Here is a 21,582-nt window from a genome sequence, read left to right as displayed (position 1 = left end):
CCGCTGCGGCAGGATGGGCCGCGTGTCATGATCCCATTCGATCTTCTCTCCCCTCAAACGGGACACGCGCTCAAGGCCGACACGCAGCATTCCCTGCGCGATGTGGTGACGAATGCGCGTTGGCCCGTCGTGGACGGGATCCCCTATCTCCGGACCGGGCGCGACGCGCTGGTCGCCTCCACCCTCGCCCTGCTGGACGCCGGATTGCACGACCGTGCGATCATCGGGCTCCTCGTGGATCAGGACGATTGGTGGACCGGACCGCCCGCCGACCCGCTCGACCTCCATCATCTCGTCCGGGACCGCGACGAGGCGAGCCTGCGGGACGCCGTACGGCTTCTCGGCTGGGGTCGCGTCGGCGATTATTTCCTGCATCGCTGGACCGATCCGACCTTCCTCGCGGGCCTGACCCTGCTCGAAGCCCATTGGAACGATCCCGTCTGCGTCTTCGAATTCGCCTGCGGCATCGGGCATTACCTGCGCGAGATGCAGCTGCGCGGGGTCAAGGTGGCGGGGGCCGACGTGGTCTTCGCCAAGCTCTGGGTAGCGCGCCATTGGGTCGTCGGCGAGAAGGCCCAGCTCGTCTGTTTCGACGCGGGTTCGCCGCATTGGCCGATCCCCGGCGCGCCGGTGGATCTCGTCGTCTGCAACGACGCCTTCTACTTCCTCGACGACAAGCCGGCCGTGCTCGAATGCCTGCGTCAGAATGCCGGCGACGACGGCTGGCTCGTGCTCAGCCACATCCACAATTCCGAGCGGCCGGGCTTCTCGGCCGGTCGTGCCGTCTCGGCGGAGGAGATCGAGGAGCTGTTTCCGGACGCCCTCGTCTATGACGACGACGAGCTCACCCGTGCGCTCGTGGAGAAGCGCGCCCCCGCGCCGCAACGCCCGGCCGACCTGCGCCACGTGGAGGCCTTTTCCGTGGTCGCCGGTGCCGGGATGCGGCCGGCGCCCCGCGCCATCCTCGACGGGCTGACCTGGCCGAGCGAGGGGACGGCCCTGCGCCTCAACCCCCTCTACGAGCCCGATCCGGCGGGGGGCTACGCCGTTTCATGGCCGTCCGAACGCTACGAGGCGGAATACGCGTCCCGGGTGACCTATCCGCTGCATTCGGAAGGACCCGAGACCCTCGACTGGGTCGGCGGCGAGCAGTCCCCACACGAGGACCGCGTCCGTCGTCGCGAGTTCGTCGACCTGCCGGAGCGCTGGTGATGGGCGACTCCATCGGTTGGGGCATCGTCGGCTACGGCTGGGTCGCGCGCGACTACATGGCGCCAGGCATCCGAGCGGCGGGGCACCGCCTCGTGGCCGTGTCCGATCCCGGCGAGGCCTCGCGCGCGGCCGCCGAGGCCGAGGGCGCCCGCGCCCATCAGGATCTCGCCGGTCTGCTCTCCGAGCCGGAGGTCGAGGCGGTCTACGTGGCGACGCCGAACCACCTCCATCGCGAGGCGGTCGAGGCCCTTTCCACGTCAGGCAAGGCCGTGCTCTGCGAAAAGCCGATGGCGGCCTCCCTGACTGACGCCGAGGCGATGGTCGCGGCGGTGCGGAGGGGCGGCATCTTCTACGGCACTGCCTTCGACCAGCGCCATCACCCAGCCCATCGGGCGATGCGCGAGGCGATCCGCGAGGGCCGCATCGGCGCCGTGACCACGATCCGGATCGTCTATGCCTGCTGGCTCGACCGGGCCTGGACCTCCTTCGTCGGCCAGGACAATTGGCGCATCGATCCGGTGAAGGCCGGCGGCGGCGCGCTGATGGATCTGGCGCCCCACGGCATCGACCTCGTGGATTTCCTCCTCGACGAATCGATCGAGGACATCGCCGCCCTCACCCAGGCGAGGGCGCAGGATTACGCCGTCGACGACGGCGCGCTCCTCATCGGCCGCACCGGCTCCGGCATCCTCGCCAACCTTCATGTCGCCTACAATTGCCCGGACGCGCTGCCCCGCCGCCGTCTCGAAGTGATCGGGACCGGGGGCGCGCTCACCGCCATCGACACGATGGGTCAGGTGGCCGGCGGCACGCTCTCCTTTACCGACGGTGTTGACGGGCGGGTCGAAGCGATCCCCTTCGACGGCGACGCCTCGCCCTTCCTCGAACAAGTCCGCGCCTTCGGCTCGGCCCTGCGCCGGCCCTCCGAGCGCGAGGCGTACAGCGCCGAGCGCGACCTTCACACGATGCGGCTCCTGGCACGGGCCTATGACGGTCTCTCCGGCCGTGGAGACTCAGGGACGGATTCGAGATCGGGATTTCGTTCTCAAGACAACATCCTACCCAACCCCTCATCCTGAGGCGCCGAAGCGCAGCGAAGGCCTCGAAGGAGGCCTTCAGTTCACGCAGCGATCGCTGGAGGCCTCCTTCGAGGCCGCTGAGGTGGCACCTCAGGATGAGGGGGTTTGGTGAGAGCAACCGGGAAGTGACGGACATGAGCGAACACGACCAGGACGCCCGGGCTCGCGATCCGCGCATCAAGGCCCCTCGGCCCTACAGCTACGGCGGTCCGCGCACCATCGAGGGCCTGCCCTCGTCGTTGCCGGAGCCTGTACGGGCCTATCTCGACATCCTGCCGAAGGGCCGGGTCGTCGGCTTTCCCCTGGCGCCCCTCGACCGGACCGGCATCCCGGTCTGGTTCGTCTCGCTGTTCCTCGACGATCCGTTCTTCGTCGGAGCCATGCCGAGCGGCATCGGCTACGGCGCCACCGACGACGAGGCGCTGATCGGGGCCGTGGCCGAGATCGCCGAGAACCTGATGCCGTCGCTGGCCGTGATGCCGCGCAGCAAGGAGCGCGGCTCCTACCATGACCTCGCCAAGGTCTTCGGCGCCGCCTCGGTCGCCGATCCGCTGACCCTGTGCCTCCCCGCCGGGTCTCCCGTCGGCCGCGACACGGTGCTGGAATGGACGCCGAGCATCCGGGCGCGCAGCGGCGAGACCGTGCTGATGCCCCTCGACATCGCGGCCACCGATTATTTCGAGCTGTCGGAGGGCTACAAGCCCTTCACCAACCTCATCACCAACGGCCTCGGCGCCGGGCCGGACGTGGATTTCGCCCTCGGCCACGGCCTGCTCGAACTGCTCCAGCGCGACGGCAACGGCCTCCTGTTCCGCGCCCTCGACCAGGGCGTGATGCTCGACCTCGACGGGATCGGCCCCGAGAACCGGGCGATGCTCGACCGCCTCGACGGCCTCGGCATCCGGGCTCTGCCGAAATTCGCCACCGACCAGTTCGGCCTCACCAACATCTACGTGGTCGGCTACGACCGGAATCCCGCCGATGCGCCGGTCCCCGTGGCCCTCTCCGCCTGCGGCGAGGCCTGCGATCCCGACCGGGAGCGGGCGCTCCGCAAGGCGCTGCTCGAATTCCAGGCCGCCCGTGTCCGCAAGGCCTTCGGCCACGGTCCGCTGAGCCTCGCCGAACAGGTGACGCCGCCGGGCTACGTCAACGCCTTCATCCAGAAGGCCCTGCCGAGCCTCGACCTTGAAGAGAGCCGCGCCCTGAAGGCGATGCTCGAATGGATCGTGCTGCCGCCGGAGGGCCTGCACGACGTCCTGAAGGACAGCGTCTATTCCGAGCGCAGCACCAAGGCCTTCTCGGATCTGCCGACGACGGAGGCGCCCGACGGCCATGCCCGTGGACGGATCGCCCGCGAGCGGCTCGAAGAGGCCGGGTTCGACGTCCTCTACGTCGATTGCTCGCCGCCGGGCGGCAGCGTCGGCGTGGTCAAGGCGATCGTGCCGGGCCTGGAGGTCGAGACGATGAGCTACCATCGCATCGGCGAGCGCAACACCGCCAAGCTGATCGCGCGGGATCACCCGCTGATCTCTTTCGGCGAGGCGAGCGAGACGAAGCTTCCCGTGAGGCTCCCCCCCGAAGCTCTGGAGCGTTTCGGCGGCCAGCCGCTCTTCGACGTGGCCCTGGCCGACGAGATCGTGGGCCGGCACTACCCGCTCTACCGCGAGCCGGAATCGCACCACGCCCCGTTCCGTCTCGAACAGCAGGGGAAGGCGGCGTGACGAGCTGCATGCGTGCCGTCTCCCGCTCTCGACCTCATCCTGAAGCGCCCGCGCCAGCGGGCCTCGAAGGAGGCCTCCAGCGACACCTGCGATCCCTGGAAGCCTCCTTCGAGGCCGCTCCGCGGCACCTCAGGATGAGGTGGTCGGGATGGAATGCCGGGCCGATACCGTGTGTCGATAGGAGGCCTACTCCATGACCCTTCGTTTCGCCTACAATACCAACGGCACCGCCAACCACCGCCTGGACGACGCCATCGATCTCATCGCCGATGCCGGCTACCATGGCGTGGCGCTGACCCTCGACATCCACCATCTCGACCCCTTCGCGGAGAACTGGGTCCAGGAGGCGCAGCGCGTGTCGAGCCGGCTGCAGCGGCTCGGCCTCGGCAGCGTCATCGAGACCGGAGCCCGCTTCCTCCTCGATCCGCGGGCGAAGCACGAGCCGACCCTGGTCAGCGGCGACGCCTCGGGACGGGCCCGGCGCATCGGCTTCCTGAAGCGGGCGGTGGACATCGCCGTCATCCTGCATTCGGAGGCCGTCTCGTTCTGGGCGGGCGTGCCGAAGCCCGGCATCGATCGCGACGAGGCGCAACTCTGGCTCGCCGACGGCGTCGCCGAAATCGTCGCCTATGCGCGGGAACAGGGCATCGTCGCCTGCCTCGAACCCGAACCCGGCATGCTCATCGAGACACTCGACGATTTCGCCGCCCTGAAGATCGACGGCCTGAGGCTCGCCCTCGATACCGGCCATTGCCTCGTCACCGGCGAGCGCGACCCGGCGGCGGCGGTGGCGGAGTTCGCCGATCGCATCGGCACCGTGGCGATCGAGGACATGGCACGGGGCGAGCACATCCATCTGCCCTTCGGCGAGGGCGACATGGACGTCTCGGCCGTGCTCGACGCCCTCGACTCGATCGGCTTCCAGCGCCTCGTCTGCGTCGAACTCTCCCGCGAGAGCCACCGGGCCGACGTGATGGTACCGTCATCGCTGGATTATCTGCGGACCTGCCGCAACCACAAGGCGGAGGAGCCCGCATGAGGATCTGCTTCGTCAGCCGGCGCTACTTCCCGGCGATTTCCGGCATGAGCGTCTACGCGCAGAACCTGCTGCGCGAACTCGTCGAGGCGGGCCACGACGTGACGATGATCAGCCAGTACCGCGGCGACGCGTTCGGCACCCGCGTCTATGGCGGCGGCCCGCCGCCGGACGTGCCGGGCGTGCGCGTCATCGGCCTGGAACAGGTGGGAGAGCAGACCGGCGGCGATTTCGAGCGCGACATCGAGACGATGGTCGAGACGATTCTGGCCGAGCATCGCAAGCAGCCGTTCGATCTGCTCCATGCGCAGTACGGCTATCCCACCGGCTGGGCGGTTCTGCTGGCCTCGAAGCGGATCGGCATCCCGAACGTCGTCTCGATCCAGGGCGGCGACGGCCACTGGGTCGGGTCCTGCTGCGAGACCCACCGGGTCGCCATGTGCGAGGTGCTGGCCCATGCCAACGCGCTCCTCATCGGCGGACGCTCCTTCGTGACGGAGGTCTGCGACCGGCTGGGCTCGGACCCGGATCGCTTCACCATCGTGCCGGGCGCGGTGGACACCGCGCGCTTCACCCCCGGTCCGGCCGGGCATGCAGGGCCGGTCCGGCTGTTCTATCACGGCCGCGTCGACCGCCGGAAAGGCGTGCTCGACTTCATCGACGCGCTCGGCCTGCTGCGCGCGCGCGGCGTCCCGTTCGAGACCGTGATCTCCGGCATCGGGCCCGACGTGGATTCGTCGAAGGCCCGAGCGGCCGAACTGAACTTCTCGGAGGCCGAGATCCGCTTCACCGGCTACGCCGATTATCACACCGTGCCCGACCTCTACCGGCGGGCCGACGTCTTCGTGTCGCCGACCTATGCGGAAGGGTTCTCCAACACCATCCTGGAGGCCATGGCGGCGGGGCTCGCCGTGGTCTCGACCCATGCGGTCGGCGTGTCCGACTGCCTTCGCGACGGGGAAAACGGGCTGCTGGTCCAGCCCGGCGAGGTGGAAGCCCTGGCGGATGCGCTTCAGCGCGTCATCGAGGACGAGGCCCTGCGCCGCCGGCTCGCCCGTGATGGGCTCGACGAGTGCCGCCGGGTCTATTCCTGGAGCGCGGTCGGACGCCGGATCATGGAGGTCTATGCGGAGGTGGCAGGCGAGCGGCCCCGGACGGGTTTCGCCGACACCCTGCCGCACGACCCGTCGTGCCGGTTCCGCGCCGAGCCGCATCTGCTCTGACCATGCCCGTCGCCCTCGCGCTCTCGCCTCATCTCGACGACGCCGCCTTCTCCTGCGGCGGCACCCTGGCGACCCTGGCCGATGCCGGCTGGCACGTGGTGATGGCGACGATCTTCACGGCCTCGGTACCCGATCCGAAGGGCTTTGCCCTCGCCTGCCAGACCGACAAGGGCCTGGCGCCCGAGATCGACTACATGGCGCTGCGCCGGGACGAGGATCGCCGGGCGGCCGAGGCCCTCGGCATCGCGGAGCCCGTGTATCTCCCCTTTCGCGAGGCGCCGCATCGCGGCTACGGCTCGGCACCCGAGCTCTTCGCCGATGCGCGCGACGACGATGCCATCGTCGCCCCTCTCGCGGCGGCCGTCGCGCGGCTCGTCGGTGAGGTCTCGCCCGACCTCGTCCTCGCCCCGCAGGCGGTTGGCGGCCATGTCGACCATATCCAGCTCGTCCGCGCCATCGGCACCCTGCGGTGGGATGCCCCGATCCTGTGGTGGCGGGACTTCCCCTACACGGTCCGCAGCGCCGCGCCGAAGCAGCCGTTCCGCGAGGAGTTCGGCGCGTTGTCCGAGACGATGGTTCACTATTCCGCGAGGGCCGAGGCCCGGAAGGGCCGGGCCTGCGCAGCCTATGAAACCCAGCTCGGATACCAGTTCGGCGGCGTCGATGGCCTGATGCGCCGTCTCGCGGAAGAGGCGCGGTCCGAGCGCTTCCGCCTCGCCGGAATGCTTCCCGACGCTGCGGCAACCCTCTTCGCGGATCATGCCGCCCGATCCTGACACGACCCGGCCGGACCCCACTCTGCCGAAGAGTCTCGGCGATCCGGAGCAGGTCGCAATCCGTCGCACGCTCCTCGACGCGGCGCATGTCACTTCCCTGCGCGCGCTGGCGCGGCGGATCGCCGCCGAACGATCCGCCGATGTGCCCGACCCCGATCCGCTGGATGGCGGGATCGAGGCGCGGCTCCTCCTGCTCCTCGAGACGCCCGGTCCCGGCATCGGCCGCACCGGCTTCGTCTCGCGCGACAACCCCACCGGCACCGCCGCGAACCTGTTCCGGTTCCTGGCGGGTGCCGGCATCGCCCGGCGCGACAGCCTGATCTGGAACGCGGTGCCCTGGGTCATCCACGCGCCCGGCGCCCTCAATCGCGCGCCGCGCAGGGCCGAGATCGCAATGGCCGCCACCTATCTGGCGCCGCTGATCGATCTCCTCCCGTCGCTCGACGTCGCCGTCCTCGCCGGCCGCGTGGCCGGCCTGTCGCGCGAACCGCTCCGGCAGCTGAGGCCGGGCCTGCCGGTCATCGCCGTTCCGCATCCGAGCCCGACCTATGTCTGCACCTCGCCGATGGTCGCCGAGCGCATCCGCGCCGGCCTGGACGAGGCGGCCGCGATCCTGCGCCGGCGGCGATCGTCACCAGCTCGATCGGACGGGTGACTGGCCTTCCGGACACAAAGACCCTAAATGCCGACGCACGGGCCGCGGTCCGGCAAAAGCTCGGTCTCGTTCCACGCCGCCGTCAAGGTCGGGCGGGAAGACCGGCGGAGGCGGACGCCGACGATATGAACTTTGCGGGGGAGCATAAGCGGTTGGCCGAATCGAAGGCGGTCGACGCCGTGACGACGGCTGAGACCGGCGATAGCGTGCCGCCCGCACCCAAGCGCTCCTACCGGAACCGCTACGCCTGGCTCGGCACCGCCGCCAGCATCGTCATCTTCGCCGTCTCGCTCGGGGTGCTGTGGAGGCTCTCGCAGCAGGTGACCTGGGCCGAGCTGCATGCGGCCCTGACCGCTGCGACGGGCGAACAGCTCGGTCTCGCCTTCCTGTTCGTCGCGGTGAGCTATCTCTTCCTGACCTGCTACGACGCGCTCGCTCTGCGCCAGCTCAAGATCAAGGTCCCCTACAGGACGACGGCGCTCGCCTCGTTCACCAGCTACGCGGTCAGCTTCACCCTGGGCTTCCCCCTCCTGACGGCGGGGACGATCCGCTACTGGATCTACTCGAAGAAGGGACTGAGCGCGGCCAAGATCGCGGCCCTCACCGTCATCGCCGGGTTCACCTTCTGGCTCGGGATGGGCGTGGTCCTCGGCCTCAGCCTCGTGGTCGAGGCGGGTCAACTGGCGGCGCTCACCTTCACCAGCATCCGCCTGAACCAGGGTGTGGGCTTCGCCGCCCTGCTCGCGGTCTTCGGCTATCTCGGCTGGGTCTCGCTCAAGCGCCGGCATGTCAGGGTCAAGGGCTGGTCGCTGGAACTGCCCGGCGCCACGGTGTCCATGAGCCAGATGGTGGTGGGGATCGGCGACGTCTGCGCCGCGGCGGCCACGCTCTATGTCCTGCTCCCGGCCGGCACCACCATCGGCTTCACCACCTTCGTCGGCGTCTACGTGCTGGCGGCCATGCTCGGCATCGCCTCCAACGCGCCGGGCGGTCTCGGGGTGTTCGAGGCGACCATCCTGCTCGCCCTGTCGAGCCTGCCGCGCGATCAGGTGCTCGGGTCGCTGCTGCTGTTCCGGGTCTGCTACTACCTCGTGCCCTTCATCATCGCGCTGGCGATGCTCGGGGTCTACGAGATCGTCCGGCGCCTGCGCCGGCCATCGCCGCCCGCCTCCGGCGGTTCCTGACCGATGCCTCTGCCCGCGGAGCGTTGAGCGATGGCCCGTGGCGCGCGCAGATCGGCCTGGACCGCCGCCGGCATCTCCGCCGCGGCCATGGTCACCGTCGCGGGGCTTCGGGGTGACCTCGACGCCGGCCTCGTCGCAGCGGGCGCGTTGGCGGTGGTCGCGGGCGGCTTCGTCGGAAGCCTGAGCCGGCCGCGGATGGTCGCCGTGCCCGAGGCCGCCGCGCGCGAGCGCCATTCCATCGCCGAGGCCCTGCTCGCCAACATCCCCGATCCGGTGATCCTGGTCGACCGGCGCAGCGTGGTGATCGAGGTCAATCCGGCCGCGCGCACGCTGCTCCCGGCCCTGAAGCTCAAGCACCCGCTCTCCTTCGCCCTGAGGGCCCCCGACGTGCTCGACGGGATCGAGGAGGTGCTGCGCACCGGCGCGGCGCTGAAGACGCTCTACACCACCAGGGTGCCGACGGAGCGGGCCTTCGAGGTCCAGATCGGCGCGCTGCCGATGCCGGACGGACCGGGGGGCGGCCAGCCCAACGTCGTCCTGTTCCTGCGGGACCTCACCGCCGCCCGCCGTCTGGAGACGATGCGGGTCGATTTCGTCGCCAATGCCAGCCACGAACTCCGCACGCCGCTCGCCTCCCTCCTCGGCTTCATCGAGACGCTGCAGGGCCCGGCCAAAGCCGATGCGCCGGCGCGGGAGAAGTTCCTCGGCATCATGAAGGCCCAGGCGCAGCGCATGACGCGCCTCATCGACGATCTCCTCTCGCTCTCGCGCATCGAGCTGCGCGAGCACGTCGCGCCGACGCAGGTGGTCGATCTCGGGCAGATCGCGCGGCAGATGGTGGACATGCAGGGGCCGCTGGCGCGCGAGCGCGGCGTCGAGATCACCCTCGAGGCATCCGACGCGGCCTATCCGATCCTCGGCGAACGCGACGAACTCGTCCGCGTGGTGGAAAACCTCGTGGAGAATGCGGTGAAGTACGGCGGCAGCGGCGGCCGCGTCGTCGTCGGTCTCGAGCGGACCGTGCGCTCGGCCTCCGGCAAGCGCCAGATCGCCCTCAGCGTGCGGGACGAGGGGCCCGGCATCGCCCCGGAGCACATCCCCCGCCTGACCGAACGGTTCTACCGGGTCGACGTGGCGTCGAGCCGCCAGCAGGGCGGGACGGGGCTCGGCCTCGCCATCGTCAAGCACATCGTCAACCGCCACCGCGGCAAGCTCGTCATCGAGAGTGAGCCGGACCGGGGCACGACCGTCCGCACTCTGCTGCCGGAACACCAGCCGGTCGGTGCGGCGGCCCCGGACGCCTGATTCCGTCCGGTCAGTTCCGGCTGGTGCCCAGGCGCCGGTACTGCGCTTCGATGATCGCCTTCAGCACGGGCAGGAAGGGGGAGGGGCTCAGGCGCTGGTCGACGGCGTGGTCGAGCATGCTCAGGGCCGCGACCTGCTTCGGCAGGCCCGGAAAGGTCGCGAGATAGGTCTCGATACAGGCATTCGCCTCCGCTTCCCCTGCGGGGATGTCGGAGGTGATCAGCGCGCTCAGGGTCCGCATGCAGGTGTCGAGGGGCTGTATCATCGCCTCCATATGACGCGGAAACGTCTCGGACGCCATCTGTACGCGACGCAATGAGCCATGCGTCGCAGCCTTGACCTTCCCACCATGGGAAGCCCCACATAGATGTGCATGGATACCGTTCTCGCTTCTCCCGCACAGCGTCCCGCCACGGTGCGTCGTCTCAGCATCCCGGTCGTCGGCATGACCTGCGCGTCCTGCGTCGGCCGCGTCGAGCGCGTGCTGGCGGCCTTGCCCGGCGCATCCGACGTCGCCGTCAACCTCGCCACGGGGCGCGCCGGGCTGACCCTCGACGGCGATCCGGCGAGCGCGGTCGCCGCCATCGCCAGGGCCGGCTACGAGGTGCCCGATATCGACACGGACCTGTCCGTCGCCGGATTGTCCTGCGCCTCCTGCGTCGGACGCGTGGAACGTGCCCTCGGCGCCGTCGAGGGTGTCGGCTCGGCGAGCGTCAACCTCGCCACCGGCCGCGCCACGATCCGCCATGCGGAAGGCGCGGTCGATGTCGCGGACCTCGTCGCGACCGTGCAGGCCGCCGGTTACGCGGCATCCCCCGTCGACGAGGGGGCGGGTGACGCGGAGGCCGAACGCCGGGAGCGCGAGGCGTCCGGGCTCAGGCGCGACGTCGTCATCGCCGCCGCCCTGTCGGCCCCGATCGTCGTCCTCGACATGGGAGGACACCTGATCCCCGGCTTCGGCCATGCCGTCCAGACCCATCTCGGCGCGGTGGCCGCCCTGGTCCAGGCCGCCCTGGCGAGCCTGGTCCTGGCCTGGCCCGGACGGCGGTTCTTCCGGCTCGGAATTCCCGCGCTGCTGAAGGGCCATCCGGACATGAACGCCCTCGTGGCCCTGGGGGCGGGGGCCGCCTATTCGTATTCCCTGGTCTCGACCCTCACGCCTGCGATCCTGCCGCCCGGGACGGCCCATCTCTATTTCGAGGCCTCCGTCCTCATCGTCACCCTGATCCTGCTCGGCCGCGCCCTGGAGGCCCGCGCCAGGGGGAGAACGGGCGCGGCCATCGCCCGGCTCGTCGGCCTCGCGCCGAAGACCGCGCGGATCGTCCGCGACGGGCGCGAGGAGGACGTCGCTCTCGCGTCCCTGCGGATCGGCGACGTCGTCCGCGTCCGCCCCGGCGAGCGCATCGCCGCCGATGGCGTGGTGGTGGCGGGCAGAAGCTTCGTCGACGAGAGCATGGTCACCGGTGAGCCGGTGCCGGTGGAGAAAGGCGCTGGCGACCGCACGGTCGGTGGCACGCTGAACACCAACGGCAGTCTCGATCTTCGCGTCGACACGATCGGCGCGCGAACGGTGCTGGCGCAGATCGTGGCGATGGTGCAGGCGGCCCAGGGCGCCAAGCTGCCGATCCAGGCCCTGGTCGACCGGGTGACGGGATGGTTCGTGCCGGCGGTCATCGCCGCATCGCTCCTGACCTTCGCCGGATGGCTCGTGCTCGGTCCGAGCCCGGCCCTCGGCTTCGCCCTGGTCAATGCCATCGCCGTCCTCATCATCGCCTGCCCCTGCGCCATGGGCCTCGCGACACCGACCTCGATCATGGTCGGCACCGGGCGCGCGGCTGAACTCGGCGTGCTGTTCCGCAACGGCGGCGCGTTGCAGGCCCTGCGCGACGCGAAGGTCGTCGCCTTCGACAAGACCGGGACGCTCACCGAGGGCAGGCCCGCCCTCACCGATCTCGTCGCGGCTCCGGGTTTCGAAGCGGATACGGCGCTTGGTCTCGCGGCTTCCCTCGAATCGCGCTCCGAACATCCGGTCGCCCGCAGCCTCGTCGACGCGGCGCGGGCGCGCGGCCTCGCCCTCTCGCCCCCAGACCGGTTCGAGGCGGTGCCGGGCCACGGCGTCGAGGGAGCGATCGGAGGGCGGGCGGTCGCCGTCGGCGCGCGCCGCCACATGGACAGGCTGGGCATCGCCACCGGCGATCTCGCCGAGGCCGCCTCCCGCCTCGAAGCCGAGGGCAAGAGCCCGCTCTACCTGGCCGTCGACGGAAGCCTCGCTGCGCTTCTGGCCGTATCGGACCCGATCAAGGCGGGCGCGGCCGAGGCCGTTTCGGCGCTGAAGGCGCGGGGCCTGACGGTCGCCATGGTGACCGGAGACGCGCGGGGCGCGGCCTCCGGCGTGGCGGCGAGACTCGGCATCACCGAGATCGCGGCCGAGGTGCTTCCCGGCGGCAAGGTCGAGGCCGTGCGGGCGTTGCGCCGCCGGTTCGGCCCTGTCGCCTTCGTCGGAGACGGCATCAACGACGCGCCGGCCCTCGCCGAGGCCGAGATCGGCCTCGCCATCGGCACCGGCACGGACATCGCCGTGGAGAGCGCCGATGTGGTGCTCATGTCCGGCGCGCTCTCGGGCATCGTCTCCGCCATCGGCCTGTCGCGCGCGGTGATGCGCAACATCGCCCAGAACCTGTTCTGGGCCTTCGCCTACAACGTCGCCCTGATCCCCGTAGCGGCAGGCCTCCTCCACGCGTTCGGCGGGCCTTTGTTGTCGCCGATCCTGGCGGCGGGCGCGATGGCGCTCTCCAGCGTGTTCGTGCTCGCCAACGCCCTTCGTCTCCGAAAAGCGGGAGGGACGGCATGAGCGGGCCCGTCACCATCGGCGAGGCGGCAAGGGCCACCGGCGTCTCGGCCAAGATGATCCGATATTACGAGGAGACCGGCCTGCTGCCGCCGGCCGGCAGGACGGAATCGGGCTATCGCCTCTACGGCGACGAGGATCTGCACAGCCTGCGCTTCGTGCGCCGCGCGCGCGATCTCGGCTTTTCCGTCGAGGACATCGCCGGCCTCCTCGCCCTCTGGCACGACCGCGCACGCGCCAGTTCCGAGGTGAAGGCCATGGCGCTGCATCACGTGGCGGATCTGCGTCGCCGGATCGCCGAACTGGAGGCCATGGCCCGCACCCTGGCGTCGCTCGCGGACCATTGCAGCGGCGATACCCGGCCCGATTGTCCGATTCTCGACGATCTCGCCGCCGGGCCTTCGCCGACCCCCCGAAGGCCGGACCGGAGAAAACCGTCTCCCCGCTGACGTCAACGTGACGGGTTCTGCACATGAACCATCGGATGCGTCGTTTGAAATCGATCTAAATGGCCTCGCCCTTGCTGGGATGGGCTATGGTCGAGCGGCTCGAACCGAGATGAGCCAAGGCCCGCGAAAGACCCGAAACCATGCCCATCCCCGATCGGATCGCAGCCCTGGCGGACGAGATCACCGCCTGGCGTCACGATCTCCACGCCCATCCGGAGCTGCAATACGACGTCCATCGCACCGCCGGCTTCGTCGCGGACAAGCTGCGCGAATTCGGTTGCGACGAGATCGCCACCGGAATCGGCCGGACGGGGGTGGTGGGACTCATTCGCGGGCGCTCGCACGGCTCGAACCGCGCCGTCGGCCTGCGTGCCGACATGGACGCCCTGCCGATCCAGGAGGTGCGCGATCTGCCGTATCGCTCCACCGTTCCGGGAAAGATGCATGCCTGCGGGCATGACGGCCATACCGCGATGCTGCTCGGCGCCGCCAAGTATCTGGCCGAGACCCGCGATTTCGACGGCACGGCGGTGATGATCTTCCAGCCGGCGGAGGAGGGCGGCGGCGGCGGCGAGGCGATGGTGCGCGACGGGATGATGGAGCGGTTCGGCGTCGAGACCGTCTACGGTCTCCACAACATCCCCGGATTGGCACTCGGCCGCTTCGCGATCCGTCCCGGCCCGATCATGGCCTCTACGGACCGCTTCACCATCACCATCGAGGGGCGCGGCGGCCATGCGGCGCAGCCGCATCTCGCCATCGACAGCGTGCTGGTGGCGAGCCACATTGTCGTCGCTCTCCAGTCGGTGGTGGCGCGCGGCGTCGACCCGCTGGCGAGCGCCGTAGTCTCGGTCTGCGCGCTCGAGGCCGGCGACGCCTTCAACGTGCTGCCCCAGCAGGTCACCATGCGCGGCACCATGCGCGCCCTCTCGAAGGAGGTGCGCGCCACCATGCAGGAACGCATCGGCGCCGTCGTGGCGAATACCGCCCTGGCCTTCGGTGCCGTCGCCCGGGTGGATTACAGCGGCGGCTATCCGGTGACCGAGAACCATCCGGCGGAGGCGGATTTCATCGCCGACGTTGCGGCGGGGATCGTCGGCGAGGAGCAGGTGGAGCGCGACGTGGCCCCGATGATGGCCGCGGAGGATTTCTCCTACATGCTGGCCCATCGGCCAGGCGCCTACATCTTCATGGGCAACGGCGAGAGCGCCGGCCTTCACCACCCGCATTACGATTTCAACGACGCCGCGATCCCCTACGGCGCCTCGCTCTGGGCGAAGGTCATCGAGACGGCATTGCCGGTCCGCGCCTGATCTCCGCGACGCCGGGCGCCGTCCGACCGGCGGCAGACCACGATCAGGAAGACGGGCAGGCCGCTCCGTTCGGGAGAACGATTTCCTTCGCGGTGGCCGAGCGGACCGGCCAGGTGACCTTCTTCTCGAAGCTGAAATTCTTCAGCACAGGAAACACGTCGATGATCGGCGCGTATTTCAGCTTCATCTCGGCCATGACATAGCGGCCCTTGTCCCTGGTCTCGGATGGCGGCGGCGCTCCGAGATCGGTCCCGGCCGGGTATTGCGTGCCCAGGCTCGTGACGCTCGAACAGACCTTGGCCTTGAATGAGCCGTCCTTCTGCAGGTAGACGCCGACCGCCGTGAGGACGATCTCGGCCTTCGAGGCGTCGAAGGGCGCCAGCATGCTGCGGCCGCCCTGGTAGATGATGGAGACCGTATCGCTCGAAGGGCTGTTGCGGGAGATCAGGTCGGCCATGGCGCGGGTGGCGCGGCTCGCACGCTGGCTGGTCCCGTAGGCCCGCGTCAGTTCGACCATGCCGACGAACACGGCGATGAGGACGGGCGCCAGGAGCGCGAACTCCACGCCGGACACGCCGGAACCATCGCCCACGAAGCGCCGAACCCGATCATGTCTCCGCATCGATCGTCTCAGCATGAGCCCTGCGGATACGGCTCGGCCTGAAACAGGATCGTCGATTGTATCTGCTGCTTGTAATCGGGCAGGGGCCGGGCGAAGACCTGCATATAGTTGAAGTACCGGGGCAGTTTGGCGGCCGCGACGATGGTGACGATCTCTCCGCCCTTCGGGCAGTCGAACTTGTTTCCGAACGTCGCGGATTCCGTATTGGTGGTGCTGTCGTACGGGCTCGTCGGTGCCTTGGCATAATCCGTCGAGACCGTCATTTCGAGCTTGATGGTCTGGTCGTTGCACGTGAAGAGCGTGACGCCCTTACACAGCTCGGTGATCAGGCGTGTCGCCGGATTCACGCTGCTGGCCCCCTCCTGATAGGTGCCGGTGAAGACGGAACGTCCCGCGCGATCGAGCGCGTTGTCGAGGGACAATTGCGCCAGGAGCAGCATGACGACTTCGAGAATGGCTGCGATGAGGCCGAAGAACAGGAGACCCACGAGCCCGAACTCGACGGCCGTCGCACCGTGGCAATCGTCCCGTAAATCCCGCAGCGAGAAGCGGCCGAAGCGCATCGTCACGGGCCTCGTCATCGCGAGATCCGCAACTCGCTGATCTGCGACCCGATCGCCTTGAAGGCGTCGGTGAGGTTCGCGGAATTCTGGACGTCGTAGAACTTGTCGGTGCCGGAGGCGCAGTTCTTCAGGATGTCGCTGGTCCCCTCGGTGACCTCGACGCGCACCGCGAAGATGGTGATGCCCGCCCCCTTCATGTTGTTGCACAGGGTGGTCAGCCGCGCGTCGATGGCGCTGGTCCGCGTCGCGGCGTCGAAGGAGGTCGTCCCGATCCGGTTCTGCCAGATGTAGCCGATGCCGGAATAATACGATTGGTTGGACGAGTAGGTCTGTGCCGAGGTGTTCTGCCCGTCGGTCATCAGCACGACGAACTTGCGCGTGTCCTTGTCGTTATACGCGACGCCCTCGCTGAACGGACCGTTCGGGGACAGGAGGTGCCAGCCCCAGACCAGGCCCATGGCGATGTTGGTGTCCCCGATCACGGTCATCGCGTTGATGGCGTTGGTCAGGGTCGTCTGAGACGTGGTGAGATGGGTGATCGGCTGCAGGTCGCAGCCGGAATTGGGGCCGTAGAGGTAGCTGAGGGCACCGTTCGGGCGAACGGTCTTGGAGACCTTGAAGGAATTGTTCGAGTACTTGTCGATCTGGCCCTGCCGCGTGCGATTGACGCTCGATCCGCTGGTGCGCCCCGAATAGTCGTTCATGTAGTCGTTGACGGCGTAATCGTCGTTGTCGGACTCGTCGGGCGCGAAATACGGCACGAACAGCGTGTCCGGCGTGGCGACGGAGGGCGGCGTGTCCTGCACGTCGTAGGGATACGGACGGCTCTCGACGCAGCCGCCCCAGGCGATGCCCATCTTGCCGAACAGGGTCAGGCGATTGGCGGCCGAGACGAAGATCTGCGAGTGGTAGGAGGCCTTCGCGTCCTTATCGAGCCATTCCTGCTTGGTGTTGCCCGGACCGACATTCACCGTCATCGAGAACGGCACGATCCCGATCTTGAGCGAGTTCGGCTTGTTCGGATCGACTTCCTTGAACAAGGTCGAGACGAGGTCGTTGGCGGCCGATTTCAGGTTGTTGATCTTCGTGCCGGCCATGGAGCCGGTATTGTCGAGCACGAGCGCGATCTCGAGATTGCCGGACCCGCGCATGCCCGAACTCAGGATCGAGAGCGGGAAGGCGTTGAAGCCGGCGATCTTCGTCAGGCTCGTCTGCGTCGTCCCGGTGATCGCTATCGTGATCTTGTTGTCGACCCGCGTGACCGCGATCTTGGTGTCGTCGCCCACCAGTTTCGGAACGGTGGCCCTGATCTGCGTCTCGGCCTTGGCCTGAAGGTCCGCGTCGGTCGTGGAGATCGGGAGCTTCAGCAGGGACAGGACCGTGGAATCGGCGGCGTCCTGGAAGTTCTGCTGAGCCATCGAGTTGGTCCCGTAATCGATGACCAACCCCGACAGCACGAGGAGGGGGATCACGATGAGACCGAACAGGATGGCGATGGCACCGTTCGCATCCTTGCGGAAGCGTCGGAGCAATCCAGAAGACAAATCCGGCCGGAAAGAATTCATGCCGAGACGCTAGGGCGCACGTCCTAACAGATGTCTAAACCGGTTGCGTAATCGGCGCCGCTGCCGATGGATCGGCAGCGTTTTTGTCGAAGACAGCCAGCGATCGGTACAGCCGACCATCGTATGATGGTGGAGATCTTCTTTCGGCTCACGCAGGATGACGCAAGCGAGCCGAAATACATCTTACGATGTGCGGGCCGTCCCGCCGAGATGGAAGACCCGGTGTGGCACGAGTTCGCCGCGCTCGACATCGCCCACCGCCACCAGGATGCCGCCGCACGTGGCGAAGGCCTTGCCTTCCATGGGGGCGTCCTGCCCGCGCAGGAGGACCGGCTGTCCCCGCATTAGGCGAAGCGCCATGTCCCGCGAGACGGTGACGGAGGGCACCGCATCGAGAGCGGTCTCCACCGGGTGGAGATGCGGGGCATTGCCGTCGGGGCCGCCCTCTTCGAGGGTGGCGACGGAGCAGGAATCCGCCTCCGCGAAGGGGCCGACACGGGTCCGGCGCAGGGCGGAGACGTGGCCGTAGCAGCCGAGCACGCGTCCGAGATCGCGCGCGATGGCGCGGACATAGGTGCCCTTGCCGCATTCCGCCGAGATCACCGTACGATCGGGCGTGTGCTCGACGACGGAGAGGTGGTCGATCTGCACCGAGCGCGCGACGAGTTCCACGATCTCGCCGTCCCGGGCCAGATCATAGGCACGCTCTCCGGCGATCTTGATGGCCGAGTAGCGCGGCGGCACCTGTTCGATGGCGCCGACGAAGGCGGGGAGGGCGGCCTCGACGAGGGCCCGGTCCGGCCGCGACTCGCTCGTCGCCACGGGGCGACCTTCGGCGTCGTCGGTATCGGTCTCGATGCCCCAGGTCACGGTGAAGATGTAGGCCTTGCGCCCGTCCATCACGAAGGGGACGGTCTTGGTCGCCTCGCCGAGGGCGATCGGCAGGATGCCCGAGGCCAGCGGGTCGAGTGTGCCGGCATGGCCCGCCTTCTTGGCGTTGAAGGCGCGCTTCACCACGGCGACCGCATGGGTCGAGGTCATGCCGACGCCCTTGTCGAGGATGACCCAGCCGTTGACATCGCGGCGCTTCGGCCGGTCCGAGGCCTGTCCGCGCGGCTGGCGACGACCCTGCGAGGGTCTCTCCTCGCCGGTCTGATGGGGCGGCGGAGCGGCGACGTCGGAACGCTCGATCGTCGGATCGTTGATCATGGTGTCCTCATTGGCGGCGCGATCGACGCTGCGGCCCTGCGGCCGGAGAATCCCGATGAACGCCGTGGTCTGTTCGTGAGGGGGTAACACAGGGATCGGGCCGGTCGGGTCCGAAAAAGGTCTTGGCGAAAAACGGACTTGGCGAAAAACGGACTTGGCGACGAATGTCCCGGCGACGAGCGGGCCTAGGCGTCGCCGTCCCGGTCATCCGCGTCCTCCGGCTGGGATTCGAGATCGCGCCGGACCTTCTCGGTCCTGAGAAGCGCATCGATCCGATCCGCCTCGTCGAAGGTCTCGTCCCGGCGGAAGCGGAGATCGGGGGCGAATTTCAGGTTCACGCGGCGGGCCACTTCCTGGCGCAGCGCTTTCTTGTTGCGCTCCAGGGCCGCGATGACCGGCGTCTCGTCGAGGCCGCCGAGGGGCATGATGTAGGCCGTGGCGATCTTGAGATCGGGCGACATCCGCACTTCCGGCACGGTGATGACGTGCGAGCCGAGGACGGGATCCTGGATGTCGCCGCGCTGAAGCACCTCCGCGATGGCGTGGCGGATGAGTTCGGCCACGCGCTGCTGGCGCTGCGTCGGGCCGTTGGGATTGGGTTTCTGGGCCATGGTCGCTCGGTCTCGGCTCCGGGATCGCCTGGAAGGGGGCGCACCCATCCTGAGGGGGCGCACCGACGTGCCGGCCGTCTTCAAAACAAAACGGCGGCTGCAGCGTGCGCTGCAGCCGCCGGGTTCGTCGGGCCGCGTCGCTGCTAGAGCGTGCGGCGGATCTCCTCGACCCGGTAGCATTCGATGGTGTCGCCGGCGCGCATGTCCTGGAAGTTCTCGAAGGACATACCGCACTCGTAGCCCGAGCCGACTTCCTTGGCGTCGTCCTTGAGGCGCTTCAGCTGCGAGAGCTTGCCCTCGTGGATCACGACGCTGTCGCGGATCAGGCGGACATGGGCGCCGCGCTGCACGACACCGTCGGTGACGCGGCAACCGGCGATCTTGCCGACCTTCGACACGTCGAAGATCTGCAGGATCTGCGCCTCGCCCAGACGCTCTTCGCGCAGGGTCGGCGGGAGCATGCCCGAGAGGGTCGCTTTGATGTCGTCCACGAGGTCGTAGATGATGTTGTAGTAGCGGATCTCGACGCCCTTGTTCTCAGCCGATTCGCGCGCTTCCTTGTGGGCACGCACGTTGAAGCCGATGACCACAGCCTTGGAAGCCTCGGCCAGAGTGACGTCCGATTCGGTGATACCGCCGACGCCCGAGAGCAGGATGCGCGCCGACACTTCGTCGTTGCCGAGCTTGTCCAGCGCGCCGGTGATGGCTTCCACCGAGCCCTGCACGTCGCCCTTGACGACGATGGCGAGTTCCTTGCGGCCCAGGCCTTCCTTGAGGTCGCGCATCATGTCGACGAGCGAACGGTTGGCGCCACCGGTGCGGGCGGCGATCCGCTCGCGCTTCTGGCGCGCACGGTACTCGGTGACTTCGCGGGCACGGGCTTCGTTCGGCACCACCGCGACGCGGTCGCCCGCATCAGGAGTTCCGTTGAAGCCGAGCACCTCCACCGGCACCGACGGGCCGGCATAGGGGATGTTTTCGCCCTTGTCGTCGATGAGGGCGCGGACGCGGCCCCATTCGGCGCCGGCGACAACGATGTCGCCGGTGAAGAGCGTGCCGCGCTGGACGAGCACCGTCGCCACCGGACCGCGACCGCGATCGAGCTTGGCCTCGATGACCGTGCCTTCGCCGTCACGCGCCTCGTTGGCGCGCAGGTTCAGGATCTCGGCCTGGAGCTGCAGACCTTCGAGGAGGTCCGGCAGACCGTCGCCGGTCTTGGCCGACACCTCGAATTCCAGGGTCTCGCCGCCCATGGACTCGACCTGGATGTCGTGCTGCAGCAGCTCGGTCCGGACCCGCTGCGGGTTCGCCTCGGGCTTGTCGATCTTGTTGATCGCCACGATCAGCGGCACGCCGGCCGCCTTGGCGTGGCTGATCGCCTCCACCGTCTGGGGCATGACGCCGTCATCGGCGGCCACCACGAGCACGACGATGTCCGTCACCTTGGCGCCGCGGGCGCGCATGGAGGTGAAGGCCGCGTGGCCGGGGGTGTCGATGAAGGTGACCATGTCGCCGGAGGGCGACGCGACCTGATAGGCGCCGATATGCTGGGTGATGCCGCCGGCCTCGCCGGAGACCACCGCCGTCTTGCGGATGGCGTCGAGGAGCGAGGTCTTGCCGTGATCGACATGGCCCATGATGGTCACGACGGGCGGACGCGGGTCGAGATCCTCCTCGAGATCGGGCTCGTCGTTGAACAGGCCTTCCTCGACGTCGGATTCGGCGACGCGGCGCACGGTGTGGCCGAGTTCCTCGGCGATGAGCTGGGCCGAGTCCGAATCGATCACGTCGGTGATCTTGTGGATCTCGCCCTGCTTCATCAGCAGGCGGATCACATCCACGGCCCGCTCCGACATGCGGTTGGCGAGTTCCTGGATGGTGATCGTCTCCGGGATCGTCACCTCGCGGGAGAGCTTCTCCTTCTGCTCCACCTGCCGGTTGCCGCTCATGCGCTGCTGGCGACGGCGGAACGAGGCGACGGAACGCGTACGCTCGTCCTCGCCCGACGTGGCGGTGGCGATGGTGAGACGGCCGCGATTGCGGTCGCCGCCCGGCTGCTTGGGTGTCTTGGGCGGCGTGATGATCTTGAGCGGCATGCCCGGACGGCGGATCACGCGCTTCTGCTCGCTCTCCTCCTCGGCGGCCTGCGGCCGGCCCGGTGCACGGGCAGCCGGTGTGGCGCCGGCCGGACGCGCGGCGGTGGCCGCCGTC

19 protein-coding genes are annotated in these 21,582 nt (G+C 68.8%); 12 read left to right on the top strand and 7 right to left on the bottom strand.

Going from position 1 to position 21,582, the window contains the following annotated elements; translation table 11 throughout:
• Positions 1-27 precede the first annotated feature (27 nt).
• The 9 genes from ACFQ4G_RS12280 (at position 28) to ACFQ4G_RS12240 (ending at position 10,191) form a co-directional block, all read left to right on the top strand.
• Positions 28-1,212 (top strand): class I SAM-dependent methyltransferase, encoded by a 1,185-nt coding sequence (locus ACFQ4G_RS12280; RefSeq protein WP_238202684.1) that lies wholly within the window; start codon positions 28-30, stop codon positions 1,210-1,212.
• Positions 1,212-2,291 (top strand): Gfo/Idh/MocA family protein, encoded by a 1,080-nt coding sequence (locus tag ACFQ4G_RS12275; RefSeq protein WP_238202682.1) that lies wholly within the window; start codon positions 1,212-1,214, stop codon positions 2,289-2,291. The genes ACFQ4G_RS12280 and ACFQ4G_RS12275 overlap by 1 nt, the downstream gene beginning before the upstream one ends.
• 134 nt (positions 2,292-2,425) lie before the next feature.
• Positions 2,426-4,012 carry a YcaO-like family protein gene (locus tag ACFQ4G_RS12270; protein ID WP_238202681.1) on the top strand — a complete coding sequence of 529 codons (1,587 nt, stop codon included), beginning with the start codon at positions 2,426-2,428 and terminating at the stop codon, positions 4,010-4,012.
• 193 nt (positions 4,013-4,205) lie between these two features.
• A complete protein-coding gene (locus ACFQ4G_RS12265) occupies positions 4,206-5,051 on the top strand; it encodes a sugar phosphate isomerase/epimerase family protein (RefSeq protein ID WP_238202679.1) in 846 nt (281 codons plus the stop codon).
• Positions 5,048-6,271: a glycosyltransferase family 4 protein gene (locus ACFQ4G_RS12260; RefSeq protein WP_238202677.1), complete on the top strand. Its 1,224-nt coding sequence runs from the start codon at positions 5,048-5,050 to the stop codon at positions 6,269-6,271. The genes ACFQ4G_RS12265 and ACFQ4G_RS12260 overlap by 4 nt, the downstream gene beginning before the upstream one ends.
• A gap of 2 nt (positions 6,272-6,273) precedes the next feature.
• Positions 6,274-7,047, top strand: a complete 774-nt coding sequence (locus ACFQ4G_RS12255; protein WP_238202675.1) for a PIG-L deacetylase family protein — start codon at positions 6,274-6,276, stop codon at positions 7,045-7,047.
• Complete coding sequence (locus tag ACFQ4G_RS12250) at positions 7,031-7,702, top strand: uracil-DNA glycosylase (protein WP_238202674.1); 672 nt, start codon at positions 7,031-7,033, stop codon at positions 7,700-7,702. The genes ACFQ4G_RS12255 and ACFQ4G_RS12250 overlap by 17 nt, the downstream gene beginning before the upstream one ends.
• Before the next feature lie 125 nt (positions 7,703-7,827).
• A complete protein-coding gene (locus tag ACFQ4G_RS12245; RefSeq protein ID WP_238202672.1) occupies positions 7,828-8,886 on the top strand; it encodes a lysylphosphatidylglycerol synthase domain-containing protein in 1,059 nt (352 codons plus the stop codon).
• A 30-nt stretch (positions 8,887-8,916) separates the two neighbouring features.
• The gene (locus ACFQ4G_RS12240) at positions 8,917-10,191 is read left to right on the top strand and encodes an ATP-binding protein (RefSeq protein ID WP_379040284.1); all 1,275 of its coding nucleotides are present in this window, start codon (positions 8,917-8,919) and stop codon (positions 10,189-10,191) included.
• A gap of 10 nt (positions 10,192-10,201) precedes the next feature.
• Here the strand turns inward: ACFQ4G_RS12240 and ACFQ4G_RS12235 are convergent, their stop codons facing one another.
• Positions 10,202-10,456, bottom strand: a complete 255-nt coding sequence (locus ACFQ4G_RS12235; RefSeq protein WP_238202670.1) for a hypothetical protein — start codon at positions 10,454-10,456, stop codon at positions 10,202-10,204.
• A gap of 108 nt (positions 10,457-10,564) precedes the next feature.
• On the opposite strand from ACFQ4G_RS12235, the gene ACFQ4G_RS12230 reads away from it, so the two are divergent.
• From ACFQ4G_RS12230 to ACFQ4G_RS12220, 3 genes are all read left to right on the top strand, one after another.
• Positions 10,565-13,042, top strand: coding sequence for a heavy metal translocating P-type ATPase (locus tag ACFQ4G_RS12230; RefSeq protein ID WP_238202668.1), 2,478 nt, complete (start codon positions 10,565-10,567; stop codon positions 13,040-13,042).
• Positions 13,039-13,488 carry a Cu(I)-responsive transcriptional regulator gene (gene cueR, locus ACFQ4G_RS12225; RefSeq protein ID WP_238202666.1) on the top strand — a complete coding sequence of 150 codons (450 nt, stop codon included), beginning with the start codon at positions 13,039-13,041 and terminating at the stop codon, positions 13,486-13,488. Before ACFQ4G_RS12230 ends, cueR begins: the two co-directional genes overlap by 4 nt.
• 140 nt (positions 13,489-13,628) lie before the next feature.
• Positions 13,629-14,801 carry a M20 aminoacylase family protein gene (locus tag ACFQ4G_RS12220; protein WP_238202664.1) on the top strand — a complete coding sequence of 391 codons (1,173 nt, stop codon included), beginning with the start codon at positions 13,629-13,631 and terminating at the stop codon, positions 14,799-14,801.
• Between the two features lie 43 nt (positions 14,802-14,844).
• Here ACFQ4G_RS12220 and ACFQ4G_RS12215 read toward each other — a convergent pair whose 3' ends face one another.
• From ACFQ4G_RS12215 to infB, 6 genes are all read right to left on the bottom strand, one after another.
• Complete coding sequence (locus ACFQ4G_RS12215) at positions 14,845-15,423, bottom strand: TadE/TadG family type IV pilus assembly protein (RefSeq protein WP_238202662.1); 579 nt, start codon at positions 15,421-15,423, stop codon at positions 14,845-14,847.
• Between the two features lie 8 nt (positions 15,424-15,431).
• A complete protein-coding gene (locus tag ACFQ4G_RS12210) occupies positions 15,432-16,004 on the bottom strand; it encodes a TadE/TadG family type IV pilus assembly protein (protein WP_238202660.1) in 573 nt (190 codons plus the stop codon).
• A complete protein-coding gene (locus ACFQ4G_RS12205; RefSeq protein ID WP_238202658.1) occupies positions 16,001-17,518 on the bottom strand; it encodes a pilus assembly protein TadG-related protein in 1,518 nt (505 codons plus the stop codon). Before ACFQ4G_RS12205 ends, ACFQ4G_RS12210 begins: the two co-directional genes overlap by 4 nt.
• A 216-nt stretch (positions 17,519-17,734) precedes the next feature.
• Positions 17,735-18,760 (bottom strand): tRNA pseudouridine(55) synthase TruB, encoded by a 1,026-nt coding sequence (gene truB, locus ACFQ4G_RS12200; RefSeq protein WP_238202656.1) that lies wholly within the window; start codon positions 18,758-18,760, stop codon positions 17,735-17,737.
• A gap of 185 nt (positions 18,761-18,945) precedes the next feature.
• The gene (rbfA, locus tag ACFQ4G_RS12195) at positions 18,946-19,371 is read right to left on the bottom strand and encodes a 30S ribosome-binding factor RbfA (RefSeq protein WP_238202654.1); all 426 of its coding nucleotides are present in this window, start codon (positions 19,369-19,371) and stop codon (positions 18,946-18,948) included.
• A 143-nt stretch (positions 19,372-19,514) separates the two neighbouring features.
• The coding region (infB, locus tag ACFQ4G_RS12190; RefSeq protein ID WP_379040279.1) for a translation initiation factor IF-2 at positions 19,515-21,582 on the bottom strand (2,068 nt) is incomplete at its 5' end.

Origin of the sequence: Methylobacterium marchantiae (assembly GCF_042679825.1) — a bacterium.
Lineage (GTDB): Bacteria > Pseudomonadota > Alphaproteobacteria > Rhizobiales > Beijerinckiaceae > Methylobacterium > Methylobacterium marchantiae.
This window is presented reverse-complemented; position numbering and strand designations above follow the sequence as displayed.